The 17,546-nt window shown below is 38.2% G+C and carries 10 protein-coding genes; 2 read left to right on the top strand and 8 right to left on the bottom strand.

Annotated elements, in window-relative coordinates; genetic code table 11:
* The first annotated feature begins 287 nt into the window (after positions 1-287).
* The gene (gene nadA / locus NBH01_RS01945; protein ID WP_118337355.1) at positions 288-1,226 is read left to right on the top strand and encodes a quinolinate synthase NadA; all 939 of its coding nucleotides are present in this window, start codon (positions 288-290) and stop codon (positions 1,224-1,226) included.
* Between the two features lie 133 nt (positions 1,227-1,359).
* Here nadA and NBH01_RS01940 read toward each other — a convergent pair whose 3' ends face one another.
* From NBH01_RS01940 to NBH01_RS01930, 3 genes are read right to left on the bottom strand one after another with little or no spacing between them, the layout of a single operon-like run.
* Entirely contained in the window at positions 1,360-3,384 is a 2,025-nt protein-coding gene (locus NBH01_RS01940; RefSeq protein ID WP_225678776.1) for a glycoside hydrolase family 97 protein, read from the bottom strand.
* Between the two features lie 38 nt (positions 3,385-3,422).
* On the bottom strand, positions 3,423-4,328 hold the full coding sequence (locus tag NBH01_RS01935) for a glycerophosphodiester phosphodiesterase family protein (RefSeq protein ID WP_113748006.1): 906 nt from the start codon (positions 4,326-4,328) through the stop codon (positions 3,423-3,425).
* Between the two features lie 31 nt (positions 4,329-4,359).
* Positions 4,360-5,031, bottom strand: coding sequence for an SGNH/GDSL hydrolase family protein (locus NBH01_RS01930; protein ID WP_055219082.1), 672 nt, complete (start codon positions 5,029-5,031; stop codon positions 4,360-4,362).
* Positions 5,032-5,230: 199 nt separating this feature from the next.
* Here NBH01_RS01930 and NBH01_RS01925 point away from each other — a divergent pair, with 199 nt between their 5' ends.
* Positions 5,231-6,958, top strand: a complete 1,728-nt coding sequence (locus tag NBH01_RS01925; RefSeq protein ID WP_225678775.1) for a right-handed parallel beta-helix repeat-containing protein — start codon at positions 5,231-5,233, stop codon at positions 6,956-6,958.
* A gap of 144 nt (positions 6,959-7,102) precedes the next feature.
* On the opposite strand, the gene NBH01_RS01920 is transcribed toward NBH01_RS01925, so the two are convergent.
* From NBH01_RS01920 to NBH01_RS01900, 5 genes are all read right to left on the bottom strand, one after another.
* A complete protein-coding gene (locus NBH01_RS01920) occupies positions 7,103-8,395 on the bottom strand; it encodes a DUF4998 domain-containing protein (protein ID WP_062695862.1) in 1,293 nt (430 codons plus the stop codon).
* Positions 8,396-8,415: 20 nt separating this feature from the next.
* Complete coding sequence (locus tag NBH01_RS01915) at positions 8,416-9,624, bottom strand: DUF5000 domain-containing lipoprotein (RefSeq protein ID WP_217719654.1); 1,209 nt, start codon at positions 9,622-9,624, stop codon at positions 8,416-8,418.
* 19 nt (positions 9,625-9,643) lie between these two features.
* Positions 9,644-11,659, bottom strand: a complete 2,016-nt coding sequence (locus tag NBH01_RS01910; protein WP_221656233.1) for a RagB/SusD family nutrient uptake outer membrane protein — start codon at positions 11,657-11,659, stop codon at positions 9,644-9,646.
* Between the two features lie 11 nt (positions 11,660-11,670).
* Positions 11,671-14,832, bottom strand: coding sequence for a SusC/RagA family TonB-linked outer membrane protein (locus tag NBH01_RS01905; protein WP_234141593.1), 3,162 nt, complete (start codon positions 14,830-14,832; stop codon positions 11,671-11,673).
* Between the two features lie 217 nt (positions 14,833-15,049).
* Positions 15,050-17,476: a glycoside hydrolase family 95 protein gene (locus NBH01_RS01900; RefSeq protein ID WP_225678773.1), complete on the bottom strand. Its 2,427-nt coding sequence runs from the start codon at positions 17,474-17,476 to the stop codon at positions 15,050-15,052.
* Between the last annotated feature and the right edge of the window lie 70 nt (positions 17,477-17,546).

Here is a 17,546-nt window from a genome sequence, read left to right as displayed (position 1 = left end):
TTTTTCAGCACTTATCTGCCTGTTTATATCCATAAAGTTTTTAACTTTGCACTTTATCAACAGGGAGTTAATAGTATTCTCCCATTTGATAGGGCTTGCATTGATAATGAAGATAATAAATAGTCAATCTTCCACCTTTCCTTCCGTTCATAACGGACTCATAAAGCAGAAGTATGGACTAATAACTTATCCGGCAAGAAAAATCGTATTTATTTGCTAACACTATTAACAGGCTATCATCACTAACAAAGTTTTTTTTTAAAAGGAAGAAATAAAAGAATATTATTATGAATAATCTCATAAAGGCTATTAACGAGCTGAAGAAAGAAAAGAATGCAATCATTCTGGGCCACTACTACCAGAAGGGTGAAATACAAGATATCGCCGATTATGTTGGCGACAGTCTGGCGTTGGCTCAACTGGCTGCCAAAACGGAGGCGGATATCATTGTGATGTGCGGCGTTCATTTTATGGGTGAGACGGCGAAGGTGCTTTGTCCGGATAAGAAAGTGCTGGTGCCCGACATGGAAGCGGGTTGTTCACTGGCGGACAGTTGTCCGGCGGATCAGTTTGCGCAGTTTGTCAAAGAGCATCCGGGGCACACCGTTATTTCGTACGTGAACACGACAGCTGCCGTGAAGGCAGTAACGGATGTGGTGGTGACTTCCACCAATGCCCGGCAGATCGTGGAAAGTTTTCCCAAAGATGAGAAAATAATCTTTGGTCCGGACCGGAATCTGGGAAATTATATCAACTCAGTTACGAACAGGAATATGCTGCTTTGGGACGGAGCCTGCCATGTGCACGAACAGTTCTCGGTGGAAAAGATCGTGGAGCTGAAAGCGCAGCATCCGGAAGCACTGGTGCTGGCACATCCCGAATGCAAAAGCACGGTGCTGAAACTGGCAGATGTGGTAGGGTCTACAGCTGCACTACTGAAGTATGCGGTGAACCACCCGGAGAATACGTACATTGTGGCTACCGAATCGGGTATCTTGCATGAGATGCAGAAGAAGTGTCCGCAGACAACGTTTATCCCTGCTCCTCCGAACGATAGTACCTGTGGATGTAACGAGTGTAGCTTTATGCGGTTGAATACGTTAGAGAAGCTCTATGAGTGTCTGAAGAATGAGTCACCGGAGATTACCGTAGATCCCGAAATAGCGGAGAAGGCAGTGAGGCCTATTCAGCGGATGCTGGAGATTTCGGCGAAGCTGGGATTATGATAGGATATACAAACGGTACCTTCCAACATACTGGATGGTACCGTTTAATGTATTGGAAGGTACCATTCCGTGCGTCAGATGGTACCGTTCTTTGAGATGTAATTATCTCATTTAAATTTCATTCATAGCGATATTAGTTTTCTGCTTCCAGATGGATAACGAATCCACCGCCTTTTGCCATATCTATATTCAATATAGTTTTATTATCCACTGTTCTTTTCTCTACCATGTATTCTTTAGGTTGCTCGTAGGAATTCGGAGCGTCTTTAAAGATAGTTGCCTGATAGGAGACATTGTCTTTCAGGAAGCTGAGGTTCACTTCTGTAGAACGGGCATTCCAGTTGGTCATTCCGCCCACATACCAGTCATTGCCTTTTTGTTTCGCTGTTACGATATATTCGCTTAACTTTGCTTCTAATGGCAAGGTCTTATCCCATACTGCGGGAACTTTGGAAAGGAAGTCGAGTACATCCGGATATTTATTGTATTCGGTGGGTGAGTCACATAAATAAGCCATCCATTGGTCGTAAATGACAAACATGGACAATTCATGCGAACGTGTTCCCATGCTCATAGGCGGAGTATTATCTATATCCATCGGTCTGAATTCATCCTGAGTGACACTTCTCATGGATCCCGGAGTATAATCTGCCGGTCCTGCCAACAGGCGGATGAAAGGAAAACGAGTGTGATATTCGGGAGTTAACGTCTTTTCCCAGAAGTTACATTCCGCTCCTCTTACTGCTTCATAGTTCAGTATATTAGGGTACGTGCGATGCAATCCGGTAGGAACCGGGCAACCGTGGAAAATAGCTACCATTTGCTTTTCGGCCAGACGTTCTGCAAATTCTTTTCCCCATCGCATGGCTATCTGGTCATTCCGTTCGAAAAAGTCGATCTTTGCTCCGGATACACCATAGCTGTGCATTTTAGCGATCCAGTCACTTGGATTCTCTCTGGCACAACTAGCCCATGTCCAGACGATAATCTTCACATTCCTTTCTTTGGCGTATGAGCATAGTTCTTTAATGTAATCTTCGGACCATCCGGCATCCAAGGTCATATATTCGATATGATTTTTTGAAGCCCAGTCTACGTAGTATTTATATAACTGGAGAGAAAGCTGCTTGTTTCCACTGGGGAAGTCAACACCTTCCAAAACGGCTTTGTGCCACCATTCCCATGCACTCTTTCCCGGTTGGATCCAGGAAGTATCGGTCAGACGGCAAGGATCGGCCAGTTTGTATACCAGTTCGTTGTTCAATAATGATTTATCATCTTCCGAAACGATGATGACACGCCACGGAAAACTACGCTTTCCATCAGTCTTTGCGATGTAATTCTCTCTGGTAACAACCAAATGATTGGAATACCAGTAGTAAGGATTGGACGGATCGGAGTCTATTGTTTCTTTCGGGTAATTAGCCCATTTTCCGCGCATGGAGTTGTAGCCGTTGGATTCCATATACAGAGCCGGATAATCATAGGTATTTGATTCCGTTACGACCACTTTATAGGGAGAATCAGGATATTCGTATAATACCGGAGAAACGGCAAAACGTTCGTAAGGAATTTCCAACGGACCTTTGTAGACTTTATAGAGTCTTTCAAAGTTTCTATATCCTTGATGCACCTGATGAGTACGTCCGGATTGATCCGTTTCGCCGGAATAATTAGCATCGCATTCCGGATAATAGATGGTTGGGGTGGAAGCAAAGTTGAAAATAGCATCTTCACTGATGATTGTAATTTCTCCGTTGAGACGGGTGACGAAATGATAGGCCACTCCTTCATCATAAGCACGTACTACAAGGTCGCAGCTGTCGTTGAAAGAAACGGTGAGTTCATTATAAGCATCCTGTAATTCTTTGTTTTTACCAACAAGGACGTCGATAGTCTGATTCACCTTTCTTTTCTTTGCCGACTTTACACTTCCGTTGCCGATTACTTTGCCGTCCGCCAGATGTAATCCGATGGGAGAAGGAAGTATAAGTTGTGTATTATCGTACCATACTTCGTATTGGGTACCTTTGTCTATTTTCAGTTTAATCTTCAGTTTTCCGTTAGGAGAAACCGTTTCATATTTCTCTGCCTGTAGCGTGCAGCTTAAAGAGAATAAACAAAGGAGTATTAAATAACTGATTTTTTTCTTATCCATATAATTGGGGTTTATTGAGAATTAAAGATGTTATTAATTTAATTGTGCCAACCTTTTTTTCTTAAATAATCGAGCAAATAAGCAGGTTGATCTGTTTGTAAAATCCGGGCTCCTAGCTGTTCGATCAGATAACCGTAGCTTTTTTCCGGATCGGTCAGTGCAAGATTATCATCATGATTTCCTGCAAGTGATCCCCATAATGTGTTATACCAAATCAAACTTTTCTTAAAAAGGAATTGTTTTATTTTTGGAGGAAGCGGATTTTTGGGGTCTGAATAAATAATTTCGAAAGCAGCAGGACGTAATTCTTTCAAATAGTCTGTGATTATTTTCTCAGCTTCTTTGTTACCTAAATCTATTACTGGCATATATAAAACTTTATCCAAATAAGAACCAAATTCTCGTTTGACAGTTTCTATAGGCTGTCCTCCTTTCATGATTACTTGATTTTGGGTTTCGGTTTTTTCCAATATAGCATATACATCGTCAAAAATGTCATATGCTTTGTCCAAATTAACCATGATTTTTCCTTTTGCTGTTAACAAAGCTTCTTCTAAAGTGGGCACAACATAATTTGTTACTTTTCCATCCTTATCTTTCAATTTTAACTTTTTTATATCTGCCAGAGTCCAGTTTTTAATTTCTCCTTTTCCAGTGGTAGTACGATCTAGTGTATTATCATGCATTAGAATCAGTTGTCCATCTTTTGTTTTTTGAATGTCAATTTCTACAATATCTACTTTCATAGCAATGGCGCTGTCAATAGCAGCAGTTGAATTTTCCGGTGCGCTACGCCAATTTCCCCGATGAGCAACAACTAACACTTTGTTTGATTTTGGATTTAAGAAAGTATTTTTAATTGTTTCTACGTGTTGTTGTGCCGTTACTATGCAGGTTGATAAACAACAGATAATTAATAATAGAGTTGATTTTTGATTTTTCATTATTGCCATATTAAAATAGAATGAATAAGGTTTAATGTACTAATACATTCTTTATAACTTTGATCACTTGATTTGCTAAAGCTGAATACCCTGCGTCGATCGGATGTGTCCCGTCTCCGCCTGCATAATATTCGGGATGGTCGATGACTACTTTCCATAAGTCGTTCACTTCTATGCCAGCATAATTGATATGTTTCAAGGCAATCTGATTACGTATTTTCAACCGTTCGGTGATAGGGGCAAACTCTTTCATTCCTTCTCCGGTACGGACGGGAGTGGTGGTTGCCCAAATCAACTTGGCTTTAGGGGCGTATTTACGAATGATTTTGATTAATTTTGTGAAACTTTTATCATACTCTTCTTCTGTATAATCGAATCCGTGCAAACCATTATTGAAATGGATAACGTCGAACTTAGTATTTTTGAGTACTACAGTCAATTCTTCGATTAAAGCCGGATCACCTACACTTTTCGAATTAGAGAGTCGCCCTACATATGCTTTTTCTTTCAATGCTGCTTCTACTTTTCCATAATATCCGCGTGTGATGGAATTACCGATGAGCAATACATGTGGAAGATCTGTTTTATTAGCTCCGGGAATCCAAATATCAGACCATTCGATATATTCACGTGCAATCTTTTTCTGTGCATAAGTGAAAATACAAAGTGACAGTAGAATAAATGTAATAAAAGTGTGTTTCATTATTTTCTTTTTTTAATGGGTTATGTTATATAGGTTCGGATACAAAATTAGGTAATAGCAGAAAGATTATATGTGTACAAAGCAATCAAAAAATGAAATATTTGCAGCAAACATTCTATTTTTTGATTGCTTTATGTTTATAATAAGGTATAGATAATTTCTATCTTTGTGAAAAAAGTAAAATTTAAAGATCAATATCATGAAAAAGTACATTTTGTTTATGATGAGCGTTTGGTTCATCCAGTTGGCTATTTTTGCCCAGTCTAGGATAATAGAGGTTTTTCCGGAGCAGGGAAAAGATATTGAAAATATAGCGTTAGCTTTAAAAAAAGCTGCTGACTGTAAAGGGAGGCCAGTTACTGTAAAGTTTTCACCGGGAATTTATCAGTTAGACCGTGCGAAATCATCACAAATGTTATATTATATATCAAATACGACTTCTGAGTTGGATGATCCTGATCCGACTAAACATATCGGATTGTATCTTAATACATTAAAGAATATCACTATTGATGGTTGTGGGTCAACTTTATTGATGAATGGTGAAATGACAAGTTTCGTACTTGATAAATGTGAAGGTATTGTTTTGAAAAATTTTAATATAGATTATAAACATCCTACTCAAACGGAGGTTGAAGTATTGGAAGAGGGGAATGATTATTTGATTGTTCAGGTACATCCCACATCCCAATATCGGATTGTAGACGCACAGTTGGAGTGGTATGGTGATGGTTGGTCTTTTAAGAACGGAATAGCGCAGTCGTATGACCGTATAAGTGAAATGACTTGGCGTTCGTGGAGTCCGATGGAGAATTTGCTTCGTACAGTAGAACTTCGTCCAAATGTGTTATATCTGCAATATAAAGCAAAACCACAAGTAGGACTACATACTATTTTTCAGATGCGCGACTCTTTCCGTGACGAAGTGAGTGGATTTGTAAACAGGAGTAAGGGAATACTGTTGGAGAATATCAACTTCTATTATTTAGGAAATTTCGGGGTAGTCTGTCAATACAGTGAGAATATTACTGTTGATCGTTGTAACTTTGCTCCTCGTCCAGGTTCAGGACGTACTAATGCGGGATTTGCTGATTTTATTCAGGTTTCTGGTTGCCGTGGTATGATTGATATTAAGAATTCCCGTTTTGTAGGTGCACACGATGATCCTATCAATATACATGGTACACATTTGCGAGTAATAGAATTTTTGTCGGACAATCGTTTAAAACTTCGTTTTATGCATGATCAGACTTTTGGATTTGAAGCCTTTTTTAAAGGAGACGATATAGAACTTGTTGATTCACGTTCTTTGTTGGTAGTAGGGAAATGTAAAGTAAAAGAGGCAAAATTAGTAACACCAAGAGAAATGGAACTCACTCTGTCAAGTCCATTCTCTTCGGAGGTAATGCAACAGAAAGACCTGGTTGTTGAGAACGTGACGTGGACACCGGAAGTGCGGATTACAAACAATTACTTTGCAAGAGTACCAACCAGAGGGATTCTTATCACAACACGACGTAAGTCTCTGATAGAAGGAAATACATTCTACGGCATGCAGATGAGTGGAATATTTGTAGCCAATGATGGATTAAGTTGGTATGAGTCAGGACCGGTACACGACTTGACTATTCGTCAAAATACGTTTTTAAACTGTGGAGAACCGATTATTAGCATTGATCCGGAGAATAGAGAATATAAAGGGGCGGTTCATAAAAATATTACTATTGAAGAAAATTATTTTTATATGAGAAAAAATAGCTCATGTGCCATTCGAGCGAAAGCTGTTGATGGCTTGATGATACGTCATAATTTGATTTATTCTCTAGATACTGAAAAAAATAAAGAGTCTGATTTTATTCAGATGTATAATTGTAATGAAGTTACAATAAAAGAAAATCGGGTACAGTTGCACCACCTATTTAAATGAATTCTATTTCAATTTTAAAAGAAATAGATAAATATATAGTAAAAGATTTGATTATAGTAAACCCTGGAAATTTATAATACAAACTTCCAGGGTTTATTTTTATAAGAATAACATTTGATGAATAGTTTAATAAAATGGAGAACTTTATTCAGCTACACTCCACAATCTTACTGACTTAAATTCTATATTTCTACAGATATCTGAGAAAGATACTACCCAGCCTACGGTAATAGTTTTTTCTTCTGTTAGTTCAAATATAGGTAAGGCAGATGTTTTATTAGTATGTTCTGACTCAAATTTGAGGTAAGAGAGGATAATGTCTGACTTTTCCAATTCTTCATTGTCAGGTAGTGATTCGCCTTGAGCTACAGCAAAATGGATATTGGTACTGCCAGAACCTATATTTGCGGCGTTTTTTACTTCGATACGCATTTCATACTTTCCTTCTGGTAAAGTAAATGTTTGCCAGATCTTTCCGTTGTCATAATATCCCTGACTCCATTGTGTTGTTTCGAACTGAATTGTTCCATCGTTATATTCTGTGAAGCCGGCACCTCCATTGGCATTTTTAGTTTCCATAACTTCATTCCATTTCCAATCGTAAGGTTTTCCCCATTTATTGCTTACATCATATCCTCTAAATGGATATCCGGCATTCTTAATATAAAGACTGGTTAGGTCTTTTGTAATGCCAATGTAACTTTGGGAAGGCAATGTAACTTCTTTATATTCTGTAACAAATTCGTCCAAGGAAGTTGTTGTCGGTTTATATATACTATTGTACCGGAGTATTCCATCAGCTTTAAAATTGTCGAGTTCTGTTGTAGTCTCGTCAACTGAAATATATTTCGAGCCTAAAGTTCCGTCCTGACGTTCATATTCAAGGTTACAGCCTACTAAACCGTCTCCTCTTGATATATTCCAATTCAGTTTGGCTGCCCATATTCTTTCTGATTGTCCACTTTCATTTACAATTTCTTTTTGTTCAGGAGAGATACTATGTAAAATCCGGTTGGTTAATGCTTGTTGGTATAGTTCGCCATATGCATAAGCAGATACCTCTGTCGGGATAGATGTGTTGTTTTTGGGATCATAGGTGACTATCGAGAAGTCATATTGTCCTTCTGTTAAATTCTCTAACATAAATTCGAAGGTTTCTCGTGGTTCCGTACGTTCTATTGGAAACTCTTTAAACTTTTCTTCCAATGTAATAGGATCTTTGTAACTAATAACACATTTTACCTGATTTACACCGTACATCATTTTCCCTTCTATTTTGATTCTATTTTTTCCAGTAAAAGCTTTGAGTGAATCAAGTTTTCCTACATAGATTTTTTCTCCCTCGTCTAGATAAGGCTGAATACCATCCAGCATGCCATTACACGAATAGAAAAAGCACAGGATACTACAGAGAATCAATATATTTATTTTTTTCATACTTTTGCTTTGTTAAAAGGTTATTGTATCGGGGTTCCGTAGAACCAAAGTTGCTGCATAACTACCAATCCGGCACCGTCATGAGTAGAAAGTATTTTAAATCGAATGTATCTTACTGGAGGAATATCTGCCGGAAATTCAAATTCTTCTCCTTTACTAGCATATGTTATATCTTCTTCTGAATTTGAACCGGCGGGCCATCCGGAAGGTTTTATACTTTCACAATCTGCCAGTTTGGTCCATCCGTCCCAACTTCCGTCCGAAGATGGTAAATCAGAACGTCCCCATACTTCCCATTCTTTGATAGCACCTGCACGATAGTAATAACTACCTCCCATGGAGCGTTGCCATGAGGTGAAGCGGCTTAATTGAGCGGTTTGACCCATATCGAATGTAAACCATACAGGAAACTCGGAAGGATTAAAGTCATAACCGTGAGCATAATTCCAACTGTTTAATCCATGATCTCCATTGAATAAAGACTCCAAAGTATGACCTGCGTTGTCCATCTTTATATCATTGGCTAGATAGAAAGTTTTGAATTTGGTCAAATCCAATTTTTCTTCATATAGTGGTGTCAAGGTTGTTAAGTATTCCTCTGACTGGTTATCATATAGATCGCGGACACGGACTTTAAAATCATGTGGTTCGGCAGAGAACCCTCGGAGTGTAAAGCCGATGTTTTTTACAGAAGTATATTCTGTATGTTCTACATTCCAATTACCTTTTGAATCTTTTGTAGAGACATCAAAGATGAGATAGTTTCTGCCTCTATTTGTAGTATGTATATAAATACCTCCGAATGTAGGATTTACTTCTATTTCTTCAATGGCAGTAAGGTATGCCGGTTTTCCAGGTACTATTTCGGTGATGATAGCTTCTCCTTCTTTCTCCATTTTGTTAACGGCTGAGATTACTAGTTTTTTCGGGTTCGTATTACCGAAACCTTCTATTGTCGTTTCATCAGTATAGAGAGAAGCACGTGCTTCCATTTCTTTTCCATTGTCAAGTGTATATTTTATTTTGATATACAATAGATCTTCGTCTGTTGGAGCAGTGAATTTCAATGTCACTCCACCAGGAATTTGTTCATAGGAAGTCACTTGTACTGTACCAGGAGCATGTCCACTGTCATCCCCATAAGGTTTATGAGTTTCTACATCTTCGCAACTGTGTAGCAATACTGCCGCACATGCCATCCATATATAATATAAGATTCTTTTTTTCATTGTTTTTCGATGTTTATAATTACCATCCATACGTTTGAATTAATTTGTCGTCTACTTGTAAGTCTTGTTTTTTTATAGGCCACAAATAGTCTTTAGTTGTAAATGCGCGAGGAACAAAAAGAGTTGTGACTTTATAAAAGTCTTCTTCTATTTCTCCTTGTACGTTCCATCCTTTAATGGATTTACTCAGTTCTTTTGAAGCGTCTTTCCATCGTCTGAGATCATTGTATTGATGTCCTTCCAACGCAAGTTCAATTTTACGTTCCTGTTTGATGATACTTCTTATCCCATCTTTAGTTTTAGGTTTGGTAGGATCATTGCTGTACTTTTCCCATGCTACTCTGACATCTCCTATATCTTCGGTCTGTCCAAGTACACCTTTTTTCAATCCGGAACGTTCACGTACCTTCCGTAGGTATGTATAAACTTCTTCCGGTACATTATTATCACCTTCTGCAGCTTCATTAAGTGATTCTGCATACATTAGATACAAGTCGCCTAATCTGATAATAGGGAATGGGTATTCGTAGACTACTTGTGAAGATTGAGTTATAGCATTTTGATAATATACTACTTTTTTAGCGAAATAACCTGTAATGGAGTAGTTAAATCCCCATTTGTTTCCAGAGTTTCTTCCATATTTACCATCTACATAATTCAAGTCATTGACATCTGTACGTCCGTTACCATACCAAGTGGAACCATCGAAACCGAGAGACCCGTAGAAGCGGGGTTCTCTGTTGAAGTGAAGTACGGCAGTGGTCCAGCCTGTTCGCATGTTATATTTATCAGCACTAGTCACTTGTCGGGTTGTGTAACGATTATCATAGTTTCCGCTTGTTAACCATTCTTTGTCTTCGTCAATGGGCACTCCATTTTTACTGTAAAATTGTTCCGCTGTTTCCAGTGTAGGAGCATATACACCTGCTGCCCTGCTTTGCAAAATACTGCCTGTTACTTGACCGTTTCCACTTCCTTGTTGCAAAGAAGGAACAATACAAGCCATCGATAGGTTTTGCAGTTCATTGGTACCCTGTTTGCCTACGCTCCATATCAATTCGGAGTTAAAACGTTCTGTTACTGTTTGACGGATATTCATGCTGTAAAATATTTCTTCTGGTAGGTCCTGGCTATAAGACATGTCCATGCTGCAGTCATAAAGTTGACATCCATTGGTTTCTGCAGATTCTATGGCCTCTTTGCATGCTTCAGCTGTTTTCACCCATTTTTCACGGCTGAATTCTTGGTTGATGAATGGTTCTCCTTCTTCGTTTCTGAAATTTGCATAATCTTTGTTTCCATTGAAGAGAGGACTAGCTGCCCACAGCAGTATTTTGGCTTTAAGGGCTAATGCTGCAGGTTGTGTCAAACGTCCCATTTCTGTAGCTTCCATAGTGATGACTGGTGGCAAGTCTTTGTACGAGTCGTCTATAAGCTTTACCATGTAATCAACTATTTGATCTACTGGCATGCGAGTAACTTTTACTCCTTCTGGATCAGTCGATACAGGAAGAGCTTTGTCTACAATAGGAATAGGACCATAGTGTTCAAATAGAAAAAAATGGTAATAGGCTTTTAGTACGTTTACTTCAGCGATCCATCTTTTTCGTTCAGAATCTGTCAAGTCGTTCACTTTATGCTGATCTCTTACATAATCAAGAAAGATATTACACTCTCTAATGGCACGGAACATGGGAAGATTACTGCCTCCTTCTCCGTCCCAATAATTGGCATAAGGAGCATCAATATTCTGTAATCCACGGGCTATATAAAAGCTGACTTCATTGTCAAAGTGAGAGTCATTAGTAGTATAGAACCAACATTCGTGTCCGGCTCCCATGCCGGGAATTCGTTTGACAGATCCATGGTCTGGAACAAAATGGTAGCAGTTGGCCAAATAGCGTTCGGCTGTATTTCTGTTGTTGAATACAATGTCCAATGTTGTCACATTATCGGGAACTATATCCAAATAATCTGAACAAGAACAAAGCAACGTCAAAATGATAGTCGGAATATATTTCATAATTTTTTTCATATCATTGCTTTTTAGAAGTTAATGTTAATGCCGAGGTTATATACTCGCTGAATAGGATATCCTAGGCCATTATTACCCATTTCTGCATCCCATAGTTTAAATTTGCTGAAGGTTAGTAGGTTACTTCCTGTTAAGTATAGGCGCAAAGATTGTACACCTATTTTTTTCAGAGCTTTTTGCGAGAATGTATAGCCTAATTCTACAGTTTTCAGACGAATAAATGATCCGTCATGCATCCACCAGGTACTTGTTTGCATATTATTTTCAACAAGTGTGGGAGATAAACGTGGCCAAAATGCGTATATATTACGATTGTCTTCAGACCAATGATCTTTGGCTATAACATCCAAACATTGTTGAACACCCGTCTTTCCACCTGCATCGTAGTTTACAAAGGGAGATGTGTTTCTAGGGTCGATGAAAAAAGATACTCTTGCATTTCCTTGAAAAAACATAGAGAGGTCGAATCCTTTGTAGCCGGTAGAGAAACCAAACCCGTAAGTAATTTCAGGTTGATTAGGATAACCGAGAAAAATTTGGTCTTCACTAGTAATTTTTCCATCATTATTTAAATCTTTATATTTAATATCTCCCGGCATGGCTCCACCATTGAAACTTGTTTGTGAGGGAGAGTTGGCAACATCATTTTCATCAATAAATAGGCGTTCGGTGATATATCCGTAATTAAAGTTGATTGGTTGCCCTATTCTAGAACGATACCCTTGTCCGTAACTAGCATAATCTGGTTCTTCATAGACTTCATACCTTCCTTTGGCAAGCGTGAAATTACCCATTCCTTTTATCCAGAAATCTTTATTGGCAATATAAGAATAGTTGACTGATAAATCAACTCCTCGGGAAGATGCTTCACCTATATTAGCACTTACTCCGGCAGAAAGTCCCATTGTAGAAGGAATGTAGGCGCGGTTTTGGTAAATTTGAGTACGACGTTCATAGAAGAAGTCAGCTTGAACTTCTAATGCACTGTTGAACATACCTAATTCAATACCAAAGTTCCCTTTCTTTGATTTCTCCCATGTAATATTAGTGTTGGGATAACGAGAAATAGATACACCATTCATTTGGTTGCCGTAATTTGTTCCAAAATATTGGCCACGTCCACCATCATTTGGATTTACTTCCGATAAATAATAGAAACGATCATCTGAACTTCCAATGGCATCATTACCTACCAGACCATAGGTCATTTTGAATTTCAGTTTATCCATTGTGTTTAATAATGGCTCCCAAAAGCTTTCGTTCGAAATGATATACCCTAAACCGAAGGAAGGGAAGAAACCGTATCGTTCGTGAGCAGCAAACCGTTCAGAACCGTTATATCCAAAGTTGAATTCTGCAAAATATCTGGAATCGTAAGCATAGGTAAAGCGACCTGCTAGCCCTTGGTTTCTGCGTGGTAGTGATTTCTGTAGAGTGTCTTCACTTGATCTTTTTTCTTCTCGGCGAGTATATACTAACATTCCGCTAGTGGCATGCACACCGAATGTTCGGTTATAGCTGATGGCAGCTTCTACATAGTTGGTAGTGTTGATATTTCTGCTTCCTTGATTGTATGACAAATACTCTTCCCCTTCTACAATGTTAGTCAATGTATAACTATTGGTTTCTTTGTCATAGTCGGCCTGATAATAATAAGGATTGATAGCTCGAGTAAGGTCGGAATAAGAAGAGCGAGTGGTACTAACTAAGATTCGGGCATCCAATCCTTTGGTTACGAAGTCGAACTTTTGTTTTAATTCTGCTTGTGCAGCTACCAATAAATTATTGGATTCTTTGTATCCTCTAACCATATCTGCATATGGATTAATGTAGACTCCTTTATCGGCATTACCAAATAGCACATGCGTAGCATTGACATATTCGCCTGTTGCAGGATAACTTTTAGGATACATAACAGGGCTTGTCTTCATTACCTTCTTATAAAGTCCTTCACCACTGTCCAACGGACCGGTATAGTCATCAAAATTTCCATTGACGCGAATAGAGAATTCTGTAGTCTTGCTAAGATCCATATTGATATTAGACCGAACAGAATAACGTTGCCAGTTAATGTTACTGTTGTAGTTGTTGAGTTTATCATTTTTGATCACTCCTCCGTCTTTGGTATATGAAGCTGCTACATAATAACGTACTGCACTGCCTCCTCCACTTAGATTAGCATTTACTCTTGTAGAAAGAGCGTAGTTATTGAATAGTTCATCATACCAATTTACTGCCGGATAACAATATGGGTTGGTACCAGCAATTGTATTTTCTATTTTTTCTTGACTATAAACTGTGTAATTAGCGCTGGCGGCAGGATTGTTAGGATCACGCCGAGAGTTTACAGCTTCATTATTTAATCGCATAAAGGTGATAGGATCTGTTAATTCCACCTTCTTTCGAGGAGTGGATACTGATTGTTCTACACGGACGGATACTTTCGGCTTTCCGGCGACTCCTTGTTTAGTGGTCACAAGGATTACTCCATTTGCTCCACGCGCGCCGTACAAAGCAGTGGCTGTAGCGTCTTTCATAATAGAAAATTGAGCAATGTCATCCACATTCAAGCGGGCAAGATCATCTGTACTCAATTCAATGTTGTCAATCAAAATAAGAGGATCTTTTTTATAACCAAATGTTGTGGCACCACGCACAAAGAACTGAGCATTGTCCTTACCGGGTTCACCTGTTGTTTGGAAAGCAATTAGTCCGGACATTCTTCCGGCAAGAGCGGTTGTCAGATTGCTACTCGGTACTTTCAGTTCCTGTGGATTTACTGTAGAGATGGCACTAATTACGCTCTCTTTCTTTTGCTTGGCAAAAGCAACTACCGTTACTTCGTCAAACTCATTAGCTTCAGGAAATAATTTAATAGAGTAAAAGTCGTTACTATCTACTTTTATTTCTTGCTTTTTCATGCCAAGAAACGAAATTTCTAATATATCTCCGGTTTTTACTCGCATAGTGAATTTTCCGTCAATATCTGCAATTGCACCACCTTGACTGTTTTTTATTTTGATGGTAGCTCCTGCCATAGGTTCATTATCGTCACCTGTCACTATACCCTTCACTTCTCTATTTTGCGCATATATACTTGTCGCAAAGAAAAGACAGAGTATGACTGGAATCAGTCGATTCATTTTAAAGAATGAAAAGAGTCTTTCTTTCATATTTTTCATGGATAATTTAAAATTAATATTAGGTTAATACATTTCAGGCAACTAGATCGTTGTCTTGTCAGTGGTGGGGAAATCTCGAATTCGTTTCATATATTATTAGATTTAATGTGATAATTTTCTAAATTCAACGAGTCAAAATTAGGTAAATGTGTTATTTTAATAGTGTATAAACGCAGCAAAAAATAACGCATTTACTGCAAAATTGTTATTAAGGGATGATTATGGTAAGATTATCTCCTTTATTCATGGATATATAAATTAGTCCATCATCCTTTATTTTAGGAATGAATGTTTTTTTGTTCAGCTTCCAACAGTATAGTTTTGCATTTGATAGACAAAGAGTAAATTCTATTGGAGCGGTAGCTTTTAGTACTGCATTTACTATTTGGCTATTTTTCCAACTCGCATCTATTTCAATACCTCCCCGAGCACAAAGTCCTTTAAAATTTCCGTTTTTCCATTCTTTAGGTAAGCACGGTAATAATTCAATGCAATTATCGTGACTTTGTAATAACATTTCTGCAATACCTGCTGCTCCGGCTGTATTCCCGTCAAAAGCGAAGATGTCTTCACCTGCTCCGGCAATACCAGCGGGAGAAACTGTAAACATGTTTTCACGTGATAGTTTTCCAAGTAATTGTTTTACACTATTATAAGCATTTTCAGAGTCTTTTAATCGGGCATAAAAGCAAATCATGTTAGCACGACTCCATTCTGTATCTTCCCAATCTTTGGCTGCTAAACGTCTTTCAATAGTTTTTCGGGCAGCTTTTGCTAATTCGGGTGTTTTATTTAAGGTAATCTGAGAATAAGGATAGAGGGATAATAAGTGTGTGGTGTGACGGTGATTGGGATGTGCTTCTTCGTAATCTTCAAACCATTCCTGTACTCCTCCGTTTGTGCTGATACGGAAAGGAGGGAGTTTGCTGATAGCGGTACGGAGGCTGTCGGCAAATGAGGCATCGACATTTAATATTTCCGTAGATTGCAGGCATGCCGAGAATATCTCATAAGCCAGTACACGGTCGCAAGTCGGCATCATAGATGCGCAAAATTCTTGTCCTTGATGGCGAAAACTGTTTTCCGGCGAGATACTAGGACCTGTTACCAAATAGTTATTTCGTGGGTCTATTACCATATAATCTAATAGAAATTCAGCATTACTTTTTAATAATGGATATGCGGTATTCTTTAAAAAATCTTTATCTTGTGTGTAATCATATTGTGTCCATAAATGAGAGGCAAGCCAAGAAGATGCAGTCGGGAATAATCCCCAAAGAATACTACCTGATACAGCTGTATATCCCCATGGATTGGCTGTAGTATGTGCAGTCCATCCTTTACAACCATATAAATCTTTTGCTGTTTTTGCACCATGAATTGATAGATCTTTAATATAGTCAAAAAGAGGGAGATGACATTCTGCTAAATTACCTACATTAGCAATCCAATAATTTTGTTCAGTATTGATATCCAAATGATAATCGTTAGTCCATCCCATATGGCAAGCGAGATTATCGTTAAAAAAACCTTGTAAAGCTACAGGTAGAGGAGAATTAGGACGTGAAGAAGCGATCAACAGATAGCGGGCATATTGGAAAAATAATGCATCTAATCCAGGATCAGATTCTCCTTTCTTTACCCGTGCCCAACGTTCATCGTTTGGTAGGTGATCAAACTTTGCGTGATGCTCAAACGAAAGTCCTACCCGGGAGAAAAGTGGAGAATAGTCTTCTATATGTTTTTTCATCAGAGTCTTAAAATCTTTCTTTGATGCTAATTCAATTGTTTTCTCACATTTTATTTTGTAGTTGTAACCAGAGAACGTATTGTTTTTAAAATTGGTACGTACATCAGATAATAAAGTGACTTCAGTAGCTTTCTCAATATAAAGTTTTTTCCCTTCAGCCTTTATTGTTCCTCCTTTTATTTGTACAGCAATACGTCCTTCAAAATGTACTCCTCCTTTACCATGTTTTTCAAATTCTGCATTACCGGTATAAATAAGTTGGTTACCGGATGCTACTACATTTGCCTGTCTGAGTAATTTCAATTCAAGTTCTATCGTTATTGCTTTTGGACGACTAGCTTTTATATGCATGGCAACTACGTCATCTGGATTAGAAGCGATACATTGGCGTATATATTCAGTATTACCTACTTTATAGCTAACTGTGTTTATAGCAGTATGTAAATCCAGTTCATGGCGATAATCTGATATTTCTCCTTGAGGATATGAAAAATTTATTTTCAAGTCACCTATGGGAAGATGTGTTCCTACTGAATGTGGGCTACCTGCCATCATATTTCCTGCGACGTGATTACCTTCTGACAAGTTATTTTCAAAAAATAGCTTTCTTACTTGATTGAGTTTTTCTCTTCCGAATGGACGTTGCTGATGTTCATCATATTCCCCTGACCACATTGTTGATTCGTTTAGAGCGAGTGTTTCTGTTTCTATGCCACCATAGATCATTACACCAAGACGACCGTTCCCCAAAGGAAGAGACTTCATCCATTCATCTGCAGGTTTATCATACCATAATTTCATTTTATTCTCGGTTGCCTTCAGTGACAGACTACCACTAACTAGAAGTGCGGCCCCTATTATCAGGCCTAATGTTACGTTTCTCATGTTATAAAATAGTTTATTTCAAAATGATATTGCAAAGGTATAGGAGAAGGGAAAAGTAAAAATGAACAAA

Origin of the sequence: Bacteroides sp. B1-V-101 (assembly GCF_023656585.1) — a bacterium.
GTDB classification, from domain to species: domain Bacteria; phylum Bacteroidota; class Bacteroidia; order Bacteroidales; family Bacteroidaceae; genus Bacteroides; species Bacteroides thetaiotaomicron.
The sequence above is the reverse complement of the archived record's forward strand: the minus strand, read 5'-3'. Positions and strand labels throughout refer to the sequence as shown.

Coding starts and splice junctions, on each gene's coding strand:
- nadA (WP_118337355.1), top strand. CDS start 288: ATGAATAATCTCATAAAGGCTATTAACGAGCTGAAGAAAGAAAAGAAT.
- NBH01_RS01940 (WP_225678776.1), bottom strand. CDS start 3,384: ATGGATAAGAAAAAAATCAGTTATTTAATACTCCTTTGTTTATTCTCT.
- NBH01_RS01900 (WP_225678773.1), bottom strand. CDS start 17,476: ATGAGAAACGTAACATTAGGCCTGATAATAGGGGCCGCACTTCTAGTT.
- NBH01_RS01935 (WP_113748006.1), bottom strand. CDS start 4,328: ATGAAAAATCAAAAATCAACTCTATTATTAATTATCTGTTGTTTATCA.
- NBH01_RS01920 (WP_062695862.1), bottom strand. CDS start 8,395: ATGAAAAAAATAAATATATTGATTCTCTGTAGTATCCTGTGCTTTTTC.
- NBH01_RS01925 (WP_225678775.1), top strand. CDS start 5,231: ATGAAAAAGTACATTTTGTTTATGATGAGCGTTTGGTTCATCCAGTTG.
- NBH01_RS01910 (WP_221656233.1), bottom strand. CDS start 11,659: ATGAAAAAAATTATGAAATATATTCCGACTATCATTTTGACGTTGCTT.
- NBH01_RS01905 (WP_234141593.1), bottom strand. CDS start 14,832: ATGAAAGAAAGACTCTTTTCATTCTTTAAAATGAATCGACTGATTCCA.
- NBH01_RS01930 (WP_055219082.1), bottom strand. CDS start 5,031: ATGAAACACACTTTTATTACATTTATTCTACTGTCACTTTGTATTTTC.
- NBH01_RS01915 (WP_217719654.1), bottom strand. CDS start 9,624: ATGAAAAAAAGAATCTTATATTATATATGGATGGCATGTGCGGCAGTA.